This is a genomic window from Cryobacterium sp. BB736 (genome assembly GCF_014980265.1).
Classification (GTDB): domain Bacteria; phylum Actinomycetota; class Actinomycetes; order Actinomycetales; family Microbacteriaceae; genus Terrimesophilobacter.
Genome location: NZ_JABXWQ010000002.1, coordinates 220,297 through 235,271, shown reverse-complemented (window position 1 = coordinate 235,271; position 14,975 = coordinate 220,297). Strand labels below are relative to the sequence as shown.

Below are 14,975 nucleotides of genomic sequence, written 5' to 3'. Positions count from 1 at the left end.
TAAGTACGCCGCCGCATGGGCATCGACATCTCGCTTCTGGACCTCCTCGGATTCACCGCCACCGCGTTCTCCGTCTGCATGTGGATCCCGCAAGCACGCACGACGTGGAAGAGTCGAAACGACGTCACCCGCCTCGCCGGGATCTCCCAAACCAGCCAGTGGCTGATGATGATCGGCTACGTCCTGTGGGGGTTGTTCGGCGTGTTGAGCGGATCGCTCTGGGTGGCCGCACCGAGCGCGGTGATCATCCCCCTCGCGCTGGCGACCATCATCATCGTGCGCCGCGCGCGACGCCTGCCGTTCGTGCGGTCGGTGCCCATCCTCTCGACCAGCGATCCGGTTACCGTCGACGAGACAACAGCGTCGATTCCTATCCTGTCGACGGATGACGCGGTGCCGGTAAGCGAGATATCGGCGCCCGGCGTTTCGCCCACGACCGGAACAATCCCGGTGCTCGCTTAGCGCTCAGGCGTGCACAGCGGCACCGGACGGAGCAGGCTCGTGCCGCAGATAACGACGCCGGAAGCTGCCGGTGCCCGCAGTGAGGGCGCGCAGCTCGATCGCGTAGCGCAGCAACTCGGCATCCGGGATCTCCGCGCTCACCTCGCTGCGGTCGCCGCCGGCCGAGTCCGTGCCGGTCATGCGGCCGCGACGCGATGACAGGTCGTTCATCACAGCACCCAAGTAGCTGTCCGGCACGCTGATCGTGACAACTGACACCGGCTCAAGCAGTTGAATGCGGGCACCGGATGCCGCCTCTCGCAGTGCGAGCGCGCCGGCCGCCTGGAACGCGGCATCCGAGGAGTCCACGCTGTGCGCCTTGCCTCCGACGAGCTTCACCCGGATGTCGACCACCGGGAACCCGGCGGACACCCCTTTCTGCATCTGCTCCCTGACGCCCTTCTCGACCGAACTGATGAACTGACCGGGTACTACGCCGCCAACCACCTTGTCCACGAACTCGAAGCCCGCTCCGCGCTCGAGCGGCTCCACCTCGATGTCGCAGATCGCGAACTGGCCGTGGCCGCCGGACTGCTTGACGTAGCGTCCGCGGGCTGCCGCGGGCGTGGCGAACGTCTCGCGCAGCGGCGTGATGACGTCCACGGTTTGCAGCTTCACCCCCTGGGCGCGCAACCGGTCCAGCACCACCTCGGCGTGGGTTTCGCCCATGCACCACAGGATCAGCTGGTGGGTCTCCGGGTTGCGTTCGACCCGCAGCGTCGGGTCGACCGCCGCGACCTTGCCGAGGCTGCGCGCCAAAGCGTCCTCGTCGCCGTGCGATGCCCCCTGGACTGCAACCGGCATGAGCGGCTCGGGCATCTCCCACGCCGCGATACGCAGCGGCGACTCCCGGTCGGACACGGTGTCGCCGGTCTCGGCCGTAGCCACCTTGGTGAGCGCGCAGATGTCACCCGCCACGGCGAATGAGACGGCACGCAGGCTGGAACCGAACGGAGCCTGCAGGTGCGTGACCCGCTCGTCGCTGTCGTGATCCTGATGGCCGCGATCCTCCAAACCGTGTCCGCCGATGTGCACTGTCGAGTTCTCTCGCACCGTGCCGGAGAAAACGCGCAGCAGGCAGACCCTCCCCAGGAATGAGTCGATCGCCGTGCTCACCACCTCACCGACCAACGGGCCGGCCGGATCGCAGGTGAGTGGCCCCACCGGATTGCCGTCGAGATCCGTCACGGGCGGCACCTCGCGCTCGAGCGGCGAGGGGAACGCGCGCGTCATCACCTCAAGCAATTCGTCGATTCCGACACCGGTTTGGGCGGAGGTCGGCAACACCGGGTAGAAGGAACCGCGCGCCACGGCGGTCTCCAGATCGCTGATCAGGATGTCGAGGCCGACGTCCTCCCCGCCGAGGTAGCGGTCCATCAGCGTCTCGTCCTCGCTCTCGGCGATGATCCCCTCGATGAGGGTCCCGCGGGCGGCATCAGCTGCGGCGAGTTCGCTCGCATCCGCCGGCCGGGTCGTGGGGGGTGCCCCTTCCGGGCGGTAGTCCGACACACTGCCGGACAGCAGCCCCTGCAAGCCGATGATCACGCCGTCGGCGCGCACGGGAAGGTAGAGCGGCAGCACCCCGCCTCCGAAAGCTTCCTGACACCCCATGAGCACCGCCTCGTAGTTGGCGCGCGGATGGTCGATTCTGCTGATGACGACGGCTCGCGGCATCCCGACGTGCTCGCACTCGGCCCACAGCGCGGTGGTCGCCGCGTCCACGCCGTCGACAGCCGACACCACGAACAGCGCAGCATCCGCCGCCCGCAAGCCGGCACGAAGGTCGCCGATGAAGTCCGCATATCCCGGGGTGTCGAGCAGGTTCACCTTGATCTCATCGACCGCGAACGGCAACACCGACAGGGCGACAGAGCGCTGCTGGTGAATCTCGGACGGGTCGGAGTCGCTAACTGTTGTGCCGTCGACTATCGAGCCCATGCGGGAGATGACCCCGGTGGCCGCGAGCAACGATTCGGCCAGCAGTGTCTTGCCTGCGCCGGATCGACCCACCAGGGCGATGTTGCGGATGTTGTCTGGCCTACTGGCCGACACCACCGGTGATGCAGTGCCGCGCGAAACCTCCGCACCGCTCCGGCCGGTGTTCTTGGCGGTGCCGTTAGTGCCTTTCGCGGACATAGGAACTCCCTAGGTCGCCTGCGCTGTCTGCACGTCTGACTAGATTTGACACCCAGAACGGCTGAACGGCAAGGGGAGGACGAATGTCAGAAGTGATTCCAGCAACCGCGGCGATCGCCGACGCGCCACTTCGGCTCGGTATCGACGTGCGGCCAGGGCCGGTCGCGCTGCGTCCAGCCGTCCCCGGCGCCGCTTTCGCCGGCCCGGCCCGACCAGTCACACACCTCGGAAGCGTTGACGTCATCCTTGAGACGATCGACGCGGCATCCCCGGGCGACGTGCTGGTGGTCGACAACGGCGGGTGAATGGATCTCGAGCTCAAGTGACAAGAGGCTACTTGTAAAGGCCCTCGCGCAGGTTGATTCCGTGCTCGAGCCACGCCTTCATCGCGATGAGCATTCCGGTCCAGCCCTCGCAGTTGCCGAATGCGCTCTTCGCTCCTTCCCTCGTGGCAGTCCACGCAGACTCGGTGATCGTCACCAGAGTTCGCGTGTCGTCATCGATCGGTTCGAATTCGAAGGTTGTGGTCGTCGTCCCGTCGGGGCTGCTTGTCGAGTTGCCGTCCCAGCGCACGACGATCCGTCGCGGCGGATGCGCTTCGACGACGGTGACCGGGAAGGCGCCGGGGAAGTCGTGGAAGTCCCAGGTCACGTCGCCGCCTGGCTCGAGCCGACCGCGAGCGCCGCCGGTCGTGAAGTACTTGGACAGCTGTTCGGGGTCCGCGACCGCCTCGTAGACCTCGGTGCAGGGGAGGGCGATGCGCCCGGAGACGGTGAAGGAGAGTTCTTCCAGGGGAGTGTCCGCAGTCATGGGGCAATTCTGCACGGAAGCAGCGCCGGTCGACCGTGACAGAGTGGAGGCAATCAGGAAGGAGACCCGACATGCAGCTCGGTGCATTCTCGATCAGCCTCACAGTCAAGGACATCAACGCATCACGGGAGTTCTACGAGAAGCTCGGTTTCGAACAGTTCGGCGGCGACATCGCCCAGAACTGGCTCATCATGAAGAGCGGCGACGCCATCGTCGGACTGTTCCAGGGCATGTTCGAACGCAACATGCTGACCTTCAATCCGGGCTGGAATGCCGACGCCAAGGAAGTCGACCCGTTCACCGACGTGCGCGAACTGCAGCGGCGACTGAAGGAATCCGGGATCACGATCGCGACGGAAGCGGATGAGCAGTCCGAGGGCCCAGGCTCGTTCATCGTCGTCGATCCGGATGGCAACCCGATCTTGTTCGACCAGCACCGCTGAGTCGGCGGGCCACACGGCACGCGGCGGGAGAATCGCCAGGTGGACAAGTACGACGTCAAGGCGGCGCATAAGGCGCAGTACGCACCCTCGTCGAAGGACTTTGCGATCGTGGACGTTCCGGCGATGCGCTACCTCGCGTTCGACGGTCATGGCAATCCCAACACATCAGCGCTGTACGCGGAGGCGATTGAGGCCCTGTACGGCGTCGCGTACACGGTGAAGTTCGCCAGCAAGGCGGCCGGCCGGGATTTCGCGGTCGCTCCCCTTGAAGCGCTATGGCGAGCCGACGATCCAGCGGTCTTCGCCTCGGGCGACAAGGACGCCTGGGACTGGACGCTGCTGATCAACCAACCCGACTGGATCACGGACGACGACGTCGCATCCGCCGTCGCCAAGGCACGCGCCAAGAAGCCGCTGTCCGCACTCGATCGACTCCGACTGCTGTCGCTGACAGAGGGTACGTCGGTGCAGATCCTGCACGTCGGACCCTACGACGACGAGGCGCCGACGCTGCACAGGCTCCATCACGAGTACCTGCCCGCGCACGGGCTGACCTTCAACGGCGACCACCACGAGATCTATCTCAACGATGCGCGGCGCACCGCACCGGCCAAGCTCAGGACGGTGCTGAGACAGCCGGTCAGACCCGCATAGGCGGGCTGACCGACCGGAGCCAGCGTCAGGCCGCCTGCGCCGTTGCCCTCGCGCGGATGAAGCGGCGTGTCGGGGGAGCCAGCTCAAGGCCGACGACGATCAGGGCGACAACGCCGAAGCTGATCGCCTCGGTCTCCTGGATGGTTACCAGCTTGACCACGGTGAACAGCGCCATGAAGATCGCCCAGGCGATGACGCCCGCCCGGCCCGTGGCGCTTCCCCTGAGTTGGGCGAGGACGGCGGCGACCCCGATCAGGGAGAGGTAGCCGTACATCGAGAGGAAGGTCGCATCCACAGGGTCGTAGCCGTCGAGTCCGGAGAAGAAGACGACACCGTACGTGCCGACCGACGCCAGGAGAATGGTGAGGACCGTGGCGATGATCACGGTCACGGGCGGGCGAGCGGATGTCTCGCTGGGGTCAGCGGACAGGTGCTCTGAGGTCGTATTGGTTGTCATGGGATAACGGTGCCGTCGGTCGAGTCCCAATCGGCAGTGGTGCTCGTCCTATCTTCAGTCGGGACTTCCTGTCCCGTGCTGTTGCGCGCGTTCGCCGCCATAATGAGCGAATGGGAGCGGTCGGGGGTGTTGTTGCGGTCGTTGCCGGCCTGCTCGGCGGACTGCTCCACGCGGTCAACGCCGCATCCGATCGGCTGCACACCCCGTCGTTCTGGTTCATGGGGCTCTCCACCGCCGTGGCCTACGGCGCTGTCTCGGTCATGCTGCGCCGCAGCGATGCCGTCTGGATTCGCCGGGTCACCGCCGTGATCGGGGCAACTTCGGGAGTCGCGCTCCTAGCGATGGAATGGGCTTGGCTGGGCGACGTTCCGCTCGCCGGTTTCGCCCTCTGGCTCGGCACCTGGCTGTGGGTTGTCGCCTATGTTGCGATCCTCACGGTGCTCCCGCATGTGCTGCCGCGCGGTCAGCTCACGGCCTCTCGGTGGCGCCCCGCATTCTGGCTCTCGGTCGCCACGCTGGTGGTCGCTTCGGCGATGTGGGCGATGACGCCGTACGACCAGCAGGACTTTCCCCTTCAACTTCGCGACCTGGTGAACCCGATCGGTTCGCCGCTGGCGACTCATCCCGCGCCGGTGATCGCTGTCGGCGCCTTGCTGGTGCTGTCCACCGGGCTGGCGATTGCGTCCCTCGCCGCGCGCTGGCGTCGCTCGACCGGTGTGTCGCGCCAACAGCTCAAGTGGCTGCTGCTCGGGGTCACCGCAACGCTGGCACTGGCCGGCCTGGCCCGCCTCTTCCCCGCGGGACCGACCGAGGTCATCGCGGGCCTGGCCATGCTCCCGGTGCCTCTAGCGTTGGCGGTCGCAGTGCTCCGCCACGGACTGTGGGAGATCGACACCGTCATCTCCCGCTCCATCACCTACACGGCGCTTTCTGTCGCGGTGATCCTCATCTACCTGACCGCCGTCTGGTTGCTTGGCAGCACCGTCGGAGATTGGATCGGAGCCCCGGTTGTGGCGACCGCGTTGGCGGCACTGGTCGCGCTGCCGTTGCACGCGCAACTGCAGCGTTGGGTCAACCTGCGAGTGCACGGCGATGTCGAGGAACCGCACGTGGCGCTTGCCAGGCTCGGCGAACGGTTGGCCGCTGCATCGGACCCGCAGGAGCTGTCGACGAAGGTGTTGCCTGCGGTCGTTGAACAGGTCACCAGATCGCTGCGAGCATCCGGTGCCGAACTCACCCTCGTCAACGGCACAGTCGCGAGCTTCGGCACGCCGATCGAAGCGGACGCCACCAACGGCGTCACCCGGGTGCCGCTCACCTACGGCGGGGTCCCCAGTGGTGAGCTGGCGGTGCACCGGCCGGGTGGGCTGGATGCCTCCGACCGACTGGTGCTCGACCGGCTGGCGACGCAAGCGGGCGTCGCGGCTCACACGGTGATGCTGGCGCACGAAGTGCAGCGGGCGCGTGAGGCGATCGTCGTCGCCAGGGAGGAGGAGCGGCGCCAGTTGCGGCGCGACCTTCATGACGACATCGGGCCGGCGCTCGCCGCGCTCGCGTTGCAGGCGGAAGCGGCGCTGAGTGTGCCATCGGCCGACGCTGACGTCGCATCCGGGTTGATCGCCCGGCTGGTGCCCCGGTTGAACGCGACCGTGGCCGACCTGCGTGCGCTGGTGCATGATCTGCGCCCGCCGAACCTGGACGAGTTCGGACTGGCGGCATCCGTGCACGACCTTGCCTCCCACCTGACGACGCCGGATGCTCTGGTCACCGCGGAGGTCGCCGCCCTTCCCGAGCTGTCCGCCGCCCTCGACGTTGCCGCCTACCGGATCGTGTCGGAAGCGGTGACGAACGCCGTGCGCCATTCCGGTGCCTCCGTCATCGCGATCCGACTGGCGTTTGAGGACAACGCACTTGCGATCACGGTAGTGGACGACGGTGGCGGCCTGCCCGCGGTGCCGGCGAACGGATTCGGCCTCACCTCGATGAGGCTGCGCGCGGAGGAGTTGGGTGGCCAATTGAGCCTTACGACCGGAGCATCAGGAACGCAGGTCACCGCGCGAATTCCGTTGCTGTCGCCTGCGCGAGCCGGTGCGCAGCAGGTTGCGAGCCTCTCGTGACAACACGCGTACTCGTGGTCGACGACCATCCGCTCTACCGTGAAGGGCTGGTGAGCGTGATCGCCACCATGGCGGGCAGCGAAGTGGTCGGCGAAGCTGCCGACGGCGCTGAAGCGGTGCGCCTTGCCCACGAACTTCAGCCGGACGTCGTAATCATGGACCTGAACCTGCCGGTGGGCAGCGGTGTCGAGGCGACTCGGCAGCTTATCCGGGTGTCGGAACACAGCGCGGTGCTGGTGCTCACCATGCTCGAAGGGGACGACTCCATCTTTGCCGCACTGCGGGCCGGCGCTCGCGGTTACCTGCTGAAGGGCGCGGACCGCTCCGAGATCGAACGCTCCATCACTGCTGCTGCACGCGGTGAGGTCGTGTTCTCGCCGGCGATTGCCGAACGGGTGCTGTCGTTCTTCGCCGGCGGGAGCCAGCCCGATGCCAGGCCGTTTTCGGCGCTCACCGCACGTGAACATGAAGTCCTGGATCTGGTCGCCAGGGGGTTGACCAATGCGGAGGTGGCTCGCCGTCTGTTCGTGAGCGACAAGACCGTGCGCAACCACGTTTCGAATGTGTTCGCCAAGCTTCAGGTGACGGGACGCGCTGAGGCCGTCGCGCGGGCCCGCGACGCAGGTCTAGGCGGGGTCTAGCGCCTTAAGCCTTCCATGACCGTTTTCAGGGCGGGCGCGTACGGTCACCTTGCCGGTGCGAGGGGATCTGCATCGTGGCGGATTCCGGTCTCCGCGGCAGAAGGGTGACACCGCCATGACTGGGCGAGTTGTGCATTTCGAGATCCCGGCGGATGACTTCGGTCGGGCAACGGAGTTCTACCGCTCCGCGTTCGGCTGGGACATCAGCCCAGTGCCTGACATCGACTACGCGATGCTGGGGACGACACCGTCCGACGAGAATGGTGCGCCGACGGATTCCGGAGCGATCAACGGCGGTTTGATGTTGCGCGACGCGGACCGGAAGAGCCCCATTGTCACCATCGACGTCGACGACATCGAGCAGGCACTGGAGAAGATCACGACGCTTGGTGGCCGGATGGTCATGCCTAAGCAGGATGTCCTGGGGATGGGTTACAGCGCCTACTTCACCGACAGTGAGGGCAACTTGATGGGGTTGTGGCAGAACGCCTGACCCGGCACATTTCGCACATTTCACATTCCGGCGCGCCCAGGGTCCCCGGGCGTCTCCGCTCTGGCCCGGGCGACCACCATTCCGCGCGCCGACCTGGGGAAACGTTCGAGCATCGCCCGCACTTCGTCAGCATTGACGTCCGCACCGAACAGTTCAGCATGCGGTTCGAGCCGGATGCCTTCGGCCAGCGGGCCCGCGATCACCGGATCGAACCCGAAGGCGTCGACCAACTTCGCGACGGCTGACAGGTCAGCAGGATCGTCGCCGGCGATGGCGATGGCCTTGCGCCCCGGTTGGCCTGCTGGACGTGCCTCGTCCTCCAGGTCGTGATAGCCCATGTGATTGAAGGCCTTCACGACGCGGGACTCTGGAAGGTACGCCTGAACGATTTCGCTCGAGGATGTGCGCGGGTCCGTGAACTCAGTGCGGATGCCGTCGGCCTCCCACCAGTAGTTCATGGCGTCGATGACAAGCTTGCCGCGCAGTTCATCAGCGGGAACCGTCCGATACTTTCCGAGGGGCAGCGCGAGGATCACGATATCGGCTCGCGCGGCGGCCTCCGATGCGGTTGTGGCCTCAGCGCCGTTGCTCAACACATCGACGCTCAGAGCGAGTCTCGCCGGATCGCCCGTACTGGCAATGAGCACGTGGTAGCCGGCGGCGACCGCGAGCCGGGCGAGCACGGGACCGACCTTGCCGGCGCCGAGGATGCCGATGGTGCTGCGCTTGACCGTGTCGTTCACGTTGTGGATCCCCGATCACTGGTTGCGTCGTCTGACTAGCTCCATTCTCGAGTCTTGGCGCCGGTGTCGGGGGCTTCTTCTAGAGTCTTACCGCATGGGGCGCATCATCTTCGATACCGCGGCGACGTTGAACGGGTTCATCGCCGACGACAGCAACTCATTGGATTGGCTGTTCGCAGTCGAGGGCGGGGAGCAGCCAGAGCCGGGCTTGTTCCCGGCGGATGCGGTGGTGATGGTTGAGGGCTCGACGACGTACGAGTGGGTGCTCGCGCATGAGCGTCTGCTCGAGAACCCGGAGCGGTGGAGCGAGTTCTTCGGGAGCAAGCCGACGTTCGTGTTCACCACTCGCGTCCTGCCGGTGCCGGCAGGTGCGGACGTGCGGTTTCTGTCCGGCAGTGTTGCGGAGGCCCTGCCGACAATTCGTGAGGCAGCGCGCGGCGGCGACATCTGGGTGGTCGGTGGGGGAGACCTGGCCGGCCAGTTCCTGGACGCCGGGGCGCTCGATGAAATCGCGGTGTCGATCGCTCCCGTGACGCTCACCGGGGGCGCGCCGTTGCTGCCACGCCGGGTGGAAGCCGATCGGTTGCGTCTCGTCTCCGCTTCGGCGGTGGGACAGTTCGCCCGCCTCCTCTTCGAGGTGCGGCGGCCCGTCGGAAGCTGAATTCAGCCGAGCGCCTCAAATCCTTCTGGCAATCGCCCCTAAAGGGATTGAAAACGATTGACACCCGAATGGCGCAAGCAGATTGTTAGGTGACAACCCCCGATCAGGAAACAGTGCGGCCCGAGTCACACAACCCGCTTGCGTGTGGCTCATGAGTGGTCGCCTGCATGAGGAACGATGCCCTACGTTCTCGCTGTCGATATCGGCACCCGATTTACCACCGCCGCCGTCGTTCGACTCAGCCCCGATGACCGAAGCGCAACACCAATTCCGCTGAGGTTGGGTTCGCAGAGCGTCGCGACCGAATCCACCGTCTACTTCGGAGACGACGGGCGTGTGCTTGTCGGTGATGCAGCCGAGGAGTGTGGGATCGAACACCCCGACCGTGTCGTGCGCGAGTTCACCCGGCGGGTTGGCGACACCGTGCCCATCATGGTCGCCGAGGAACGAGTCACAGCCGAACACGTCTTCGCAGTCGCGGCTCGCTGGGTAGTCGAGCGAGCCGAGGAGTCCGAGGGAGAGCCGCCGGCAGCGCTTGTTATCTCGCACCCGCTGAACTGGGGCGACTACAGGCTTGCGTTGATCGCGAACGCCCTTGCTGAATTCGGGCTGGGCGCCGCGACGCTGGTGAGCGAGACGCAAGCCGCTGCGACACATTACGCCAGCGGGGCAGCGGCCGATACTGGCACGTTCGCGCTGTGCGATCTGGGGGCCGCTACCGCCGATGTGGCATTGGTCACCGTCGACGACACACGGTCCTGGCACCTCAGTGGAGAGCCTTCCTCGATCGAGCTCGGGGGGACGGACTTCGACGATGCAGTATTTGCCCACGTCCGGACCAATCTCGACGGAGCTGCTGAACAAATCGATCCGACGGATTCGGAAACCCACCTGGCGCTCACCCGCCTCCGCGCCGACTGCACGCAAGCGAAGGAAGCGCTCTCCTTCGCTTCAGAAGCCTCCGTCCCCGTGCAGCTGCCCGGCCTCCAAACGCAGGTGCGAATCGTCCGCTCCGAGTTCGAGGGCATGATCGCAGCCGACGTCCGCAGAATCGTCGAGTTGCTCGCGGACCGACTGGAGACGGCCGGTGTCGACGCGGACGACCTGACCGCCGTGGTGCTCGTCGGCGGATCATCGCGCATCCCGTTGGTCGCCCAGTTGCTCTCAGAGAAATTCGACCTGCCAATCGTCATCGACACGAACCCCCAGACGTCGATCTCACTGGGTGCGGCCACGTTCGGGGCACTGCCGTTGCTCGCATCCGTGAATACGGCGGAGATCGACACCGAAGACGAAGACACGGACGCCGAGAACGACGACGTTGTGCAACCCATCTCACGCAGAGACCGGATGCTGGCAAAGGCAGTTCCCGTCGCAGCCGCGGCCGCTGCCGCCGTGCTGGTTCTGGGCGTGACGATCATGCAGACGTCAGGCTTCAGTCTGTTCCCTGAGGAGGGGACCAGCGGCACGGGCACAGAGACCAGCGGTGATGCGCCAGCGGTCGGATCAGCGGACGGTGCGGCAGGCGGGGGCGGGCAGCCCGACTCTGCCAACCAGGGCGCCGCGCCAATTTCGGATGCGCCCCGGCAGGGACGGGACGACAGCCAGGGACGCGGGGACGGCGAGGAGCCCTTGCGTCGTCGAACGGGCCAGCCGGTGTCGCCGCGCGACGGCGCCGGGACTTCATCACCGGTGAGGACATCGACAGAAACGCCCGGAACCGCCCCCCGGGGGACAGACCCGGCCCCATCGCCGAGTCCGACGCCCACGCCCACGCCTGATCCAACCCCCGACCCGACGCCTGACCCGACTCCGGATCCGACACCCGAGCCCACGCCGGATCCGACACCCGAGCCCACCCCGGATCCGACACCCGAGCCGACGCCCGATCCAACACCCGAGCCTGCTCCCGATCCCACGCCGGATCCGGCTCCAGAACCAGCCCCGGAACCCACGCCCGAACCGACCCCCGAACCGACTCCGGAGCCCACGCCCGAACCCACGACACCGCCAGCGGAGGCGCAGGCAGCGCCGCCCGAGCTCGCCGTGTAAGGCACCGGCATGGGGCAGGCCAACCCGCCAGAGGCGATCGAAGCGCTCGGCCACGAGCTTGAAACGACGTCCGTTGCTCTGCGGGAGTTGTTGCTTGCCCTCGCGGTCGGATTCGACCTCGCCGACCATGTGCCGCCGAGTCTGGACGCTGCACAGATCGACGACCTCGTCGAGCAGGCCCGCGCGGCCGGGTGGTTGTCGCCCAACGGACGCCTTCTGCCGGTCGTGAGACAAACCATTCTCGACACCACACCGCCCTACCGCGTGCGAGCGCTCCAGCGGATGCTCGTCGATACCTTCGTAGACGAGGGCCTCCCGCTTGACACCGTCGCGGAAGCTCTCGCACAGGATGGCCTGAGGGACGTCCGGATTTCCCGAACGCTTGAGCACGCCGCTGATGCCGCCCTGGACACGGAACCAGCGCGCGCCAGCGTGCTCTACGAGGAAGCTACCGCGGCCGGATCCGACGAAACCCACACGGCTGCCCGACGCGCGCAGGCCGCGGCGGCAGTGGGCGATGTGGACGGTGCATCCCGAATCGTGGATGCCCTTCTCGCACAGGAGGATCCGCCAGATCACTCCAGGGCGATTGACATCGCAGCCGCCGCATGGGCGCAAAGAGGAATGCTCGCACGCAGCGCAGAACTGTACCGATCGCGTGGACCCGAGAACATCGGAGGCTCCGCCGGTCTGGCCGTCGTGGCCATGATGGGAGCAGGCGACCGCGCAGGCGCAGAGTCGATGGCGAACGCCGCTTCATCGCCAGGTGCAGTGCATTCCTTGGCGGTGGCCGTCAACCTCATGGGCCAGGGCATCATGCATTCGGTCAGCGACCAAGCCGCCCACGCGCTTCCTTCGCTGATCCAGGCATCCGACATGATGACCGCTTCCGGCGCTACCGTGCCGTTGCCCGAATCGCCGGCCGCTCTCGCCACGCTCGCGGCGCTGCACGCGGGTGACCTCGACGTGGCTGATTCGATTTTGGATGCCGCGCTCCTTGGTGGACAGGGCGGGCAGGCGGCACGACCGCGCCTCCTGCTGCTGCGAGCGTGGGTAGCCATGCAGCGCGACCGGCCGGAGCGGGCGTACGAGGCCATCACCCAGGCCACCACAGTGGACTGCGAACTCGTGCCGCGCGACGTGCTGTGGCTGCGCGCGCTCGAGGTCGGCTTGGCCCGACGAGCGGATGACGGATCGTCACTCGTGCGCGCGTGGCATCGGGCACGGGAGAGCGTCCTGCACGTCGACATCGACCTTTACAACCTCATGCCGCTGGCCGAACTGCTGATTGCCGCGACGCGCTTGCGTGATGCCGAGCGCCTGGAACCCCAATTGCTCGATGCGTGGGCACTGCTGCAGCAACTCGGCGATCCGCCGCTCTGGTCTGTTCCGCTGCACTGGGCGGCGATCCAGGCAGCCATCCTTGCCGAGCGTCCGCAGGAATTGGGGCCGCACGCTGCTGCGCTCGTACGAGCATCCGATCACGATCACCTCGCTTCGACGCTTGCCTCAGCAGGGCGTGCCTGGGTACTGGTCCTGGCCGGCAACTTCGACGTCACGGTGGTCGAAGCAGCTGCTCGCGGACTCGCTGCCGTGGGCATGACCTGGGAGGGCGCGCGGCTGGCCGGACACGCTTCGGCACGCGCGCCAGAACGTAAAGACATGGCGCGACTCCTCGCGTGTGCACGCGACCTGCGCCCCAGCACCAAACGGCCACCCGATTCACCTACGGGCGCACACCCGGCCACTCCCAACGACCCCGCCGACTCGGTCGAGAACGGAATGAGCGCTCGTGAACGCGAAGTCGCGGTACTCGTCCTCGAGGGAAAGACCTATCAAGAGATCGGCGAGGCCATTTTCATTTCGCCGCGCACGGTTGAGCACCACATTGCGAGCATCAGGCGGCGGCTCGGCGTCACAACGCGTGGGGAGTTGCTGGCTCAGCTTCGCATCATGCTGGATGAGCGCGACGCCTTTTCCGGCTGAGCAGCCAACCGGCCGGTCCGAAACCCCTATCGAGGGCTGACCCCGGACCGGCAAACCCCGCACCAGACGAAGCCGAGTAGGGGAGTGCACCCGGATGCCCGGGCAACCGGCCGAAGCCTACGTTCGTCAGACCAGGCAAAACCGCCGGTAAATGAACTCAAGGATGAGGTAACCCGACATGACCACTCTCACCACCATGCTGCTGGATTTCCTGCTCAGCCTGCTGGGCGACCCGGAAAAGGCCGAAGAATTCCGCAATGACCCGGAGGGAACTCTCGCGGCAGCCGGACTGGGCGATGTGACCAGCGATGACATGGACGCCGTCATGCCGGTCGTGCTCGACTGCACGACCCCAACCGGCGACCACCACGGCGGCGGCGGACATCACGATGATGACCACGACCACGACCACGACCACGACCACCACGACAAGGACCGTGACCACGACCACGACAAGGGTCATGGACACGGGCGCGACGACGATGACCACGGCCACGCCGTGCAGCAGATCACGCACGTCGTGAACAACTACTCCCTGACGGAGACCAACACCGACCAGTCTGTCCACCAGAACATCTGGGCTGACGGCGACGTCACGCAGTACTTCGACAACGACGCGATCATCGCATCCGGTGTGGGCGCAGTTGCCGCAGGCGGCGACGCCGACGTCGACAACTCGCAGGACAACTCGGTGGACAACTCGACGAACACCGACATCGACGTCGACCTGGACGTGGAGGACTCGTTCAACGACAACTCCGACAACTCTGTGGACGAATCTGTCGAGATCGAGGACTCGTTCAACGACAACTCGGTAGACAACTCGGTAGACAACTCCATCACGGAGACCGATGTGGATGTTGACATTGACGACTCCTTCAACGAGGACAACTCGGTCACAGAGACCGACGTTGACATCGAGGACTCCTTCAACACGACTGAGACCGATGTCGAAATCGATGACTCCTTCAACACCACCGAGACCGATGTTGATGTTGACATCGACGACTCGTTCAACGAGGAGACCAACGTCGAGATCGAGGACTCCTTCAACGAGGAGGAGACGAACATCGATGCCGATGTGGATGTCGAATTCGACGAGTCCTTCAACACGGACAACTCGGTCGACAACTCGACCGAGGTCGAGGACAGCCACCACGTCATCGTGGTCGAAGAACCCGCCCCCTAGGAGGTGGACCCAGCCGGGTGACCCGACACCTGGCAAAAACCCGACGAAGGCGGCCCAGCAGGAGCGTTTGCTTTTGCTGGGCCGCTTGGTGT

15 protein-coding genes are annotated in these 14,975 nt (G+C 66.1%); 11 read left to right on the top strand and 4 right to left on the bottom strand.

Annotation, left to right across the window (positions count from 1 at the left end; all coding sequences use genetic code 11):
• The first annotated feature begins 15 nt into the window (after positions 1-15).
• Entirely contained in the window at positions 16-462 is a 447-nt protein-coding gene (locus IRG63_RS07560; protein ID WP_193509724.1) for a PQ-loop repeat-containing protein, read from the top strand.
• A gap of 3 nt (positions 463-465) precedes the next feature.
• Here IRG63_RS07560 and IRG63_RS07555 read toward each other — a convergent pair whose 3' ends face one another.
• On the bottom strand, positions 466-2,637 hold the full coding sequence (locus tag IRG63_RS07555; protein WP_193509723.1) for an elongation factor G-like protein EF-G2: 2,172 nt from the start codon (positions 2,635-2,637) through the stop codon (positions 466-468).
• Between the two features lie 83 nt (positions 2,638-2,720).
• Here IRG63_RS07555 and IRG63_RS07550 point away from each other — a divergent pair, with 83 nt between their 5' ends.
• On the top strand, positions 2,721-2,942 hold the full coding sequence (locus IRG63_RS07550; RefSeq protein ID WP_227411919.1) for a hypothetical protein: 222 nt from the start codon (positions 2,721-2,723) through the stop codon (positions 2,940-2,942).
• A 28-nt stretch (positions 2,943-2,970) separates the two neighbouring features.
• Here IRG63_RS07550 and IRG63_RS07545 read toward each other — a convergent pair whose 3' ends face one another.
• Positions 2,971-3,447: an SRPBCC domain-containing protein gene (locus IRG63_RS07545; protein WP_193509722.1), complete on the bottom strand. Its 477-nt coding sequence runs from the start codon at positions 3,445-3,447 to the stop codon at positions 2,971-2,973.
• Positions 3,448-3,518: 71 nt separating this feature from the next.
• Between IRG63_RS07545 and IRG63_RS07540 the strand changes: the two genes are divergently transcribed.
• A complete protein-coding gene (locus IRG63_RS07540) occupies positions 3,519-3,890 on the top strand; it encodes a VOC family protein (protein ID WP_168627047.1) in 372 nt (123 codons plus the stop codon).
• Between the two features lie 39 nt (positions 3,891-3,929).
• Complete coding sequence (locus IRG63_RS07535) at positions 3,930-4,544, top strand: GyrI-like domain-containing protein (protein WP_193509721.1); 615 nt, start codon at positions 3,930-3,932, stop codon at positions 4,542-4,544.
• A gap of 25 nt (positions 4,545-4,569) precedes the next feature.
• Here the strand turns inward: IRG63_RS07535 and IRG63_RS07530 are convergent, their stop codons facing one another.
• On the bottom strand, positions 4,570-5,001 hold the full coding sequence (locus tag IRG63_RS07530) for a hypothetical protein (RefSeq protein ID WP_193509720.1): 432 nt from the start codon (positions 4,999-5,001) through the stop codon (positions 4,570-4,572).
• 110 nt (positions 5,002-5,111) lie between these two features.
• Between IRG63_RS07530 and IRG63_RS07525 the strand changes: the two genes are divergently transcribed.
• The 3 genes from IRG63_RS07525 to IRG63_RS07515 all read left to right on the top strand — a co-directional run bounded on the left by IRG63_RS07525 (position 5,112) and on the right by IRG63_RS07515 (position 8,252).
• A complete protein-coding gene (locus tag IRG63_RS07525) occupies positions 5,112-7,118 on the top strand; it encodes a sensor histidine kinase (RefSeq protein WP_193509719.1) in 2,007 nt (668 codons plus the stop codon).
• A 14-nt stretch (positions 7,119-7,132) separates the two neighbouring features.
• A complete protein-coding gene (locus IRG63_RS14075) occupies positions 7,133-7,759 on the top strand; it encodes a response regulator (RefSeq protein ID WP_370566200.1) in 627 nt (208 codons plus the stop codon).
• Positions 7,760-7,874: 115 nt separating this feature from the next.
• Positions 7,875-8,252: a VOC family protein gene (locus tag IRG63_RS07515; protein WP_193509717.1), complete on the top strand. Its 378-nt coding sequence runs from the start codon at positions 7,875-7,877 to the stop codon at positions 8,250-8,252.
• 20 nt (positions 8,253-8,272) lie between these two features.
• On the opposite strand, the gene IRG63_RS07510 is transcribed toward IRG63_RS07515, so the two are convergent.
• Positions 8,273-8,995: an NAD(P)-binding domain-containing protein gene (locus IRG63_RS07510; protein ID WP_193509716.1), complete on the bottom strand. Its 723-nt coding sequence runs from the start codon at positions 8,993-8,995 to the stop codon at positions 8,273-8,275.
• A 94-nt stretch (positions 8,996-9,089) separates the two neighbouring features.
• On the opposite strand from IRG63_RS07510, the gene IRG63_RS07505 reads away from it, so the two are divergent.
• From IRG63_RS07505 to IRG63_RS07490, 4 genes are all read left to right on the top strand, one after another.
• A complete protein-coding gene (locus tag IRG63_RS07505; RefSeq protein ID WP_193509715.1) occupies positions 9,090-9,656 on the top strand; it encodes a dihydrofolate reductase family protein in 567 nt (188 codons plus the stop codon).
• Between the two features lie 177 nt (positions 9,657-9,833).
• The gene (locus IRG63_RS07500; protein WP_193509714.1) at positions 9,834-11,708 is read left to right on the top strand and encodes an Hsp70 family protein; all 1,875 of its coding nucleotides are present in this window, start codon (positions 9,834-9,836) and stop codon (positions 11,706-11,708) included.
• Positions 11,709-11,717: 9 nt separating this feature from the next.
• Positions 11,718-13,694, top strand: coding sequence for a helix-turn-helix transcriptional regulator (locus IRG63_RS07495; protein ID WP_227411918.1), 1,977 nt, complete (start codon positions 11,718-11,720; stop codon positions 13,692-13,694).
• Positions 13,695-13,872: 178 nt separating this feature from the next.
• Positions 13,873-14,883: an IniB N-terminal domain-containing protein gene (locus IRG63_RS07490; RefSeq protein WP_227411917.1), complete on the top strand. Its 1,011-nt coding sequence runs from the start codon at positions 13,873-13,875 to the stop codon at positions 14,881-14,883.
• The last annotated feature ends 92 nt before the right edge of the window (positions 14,884-14,975 follow it).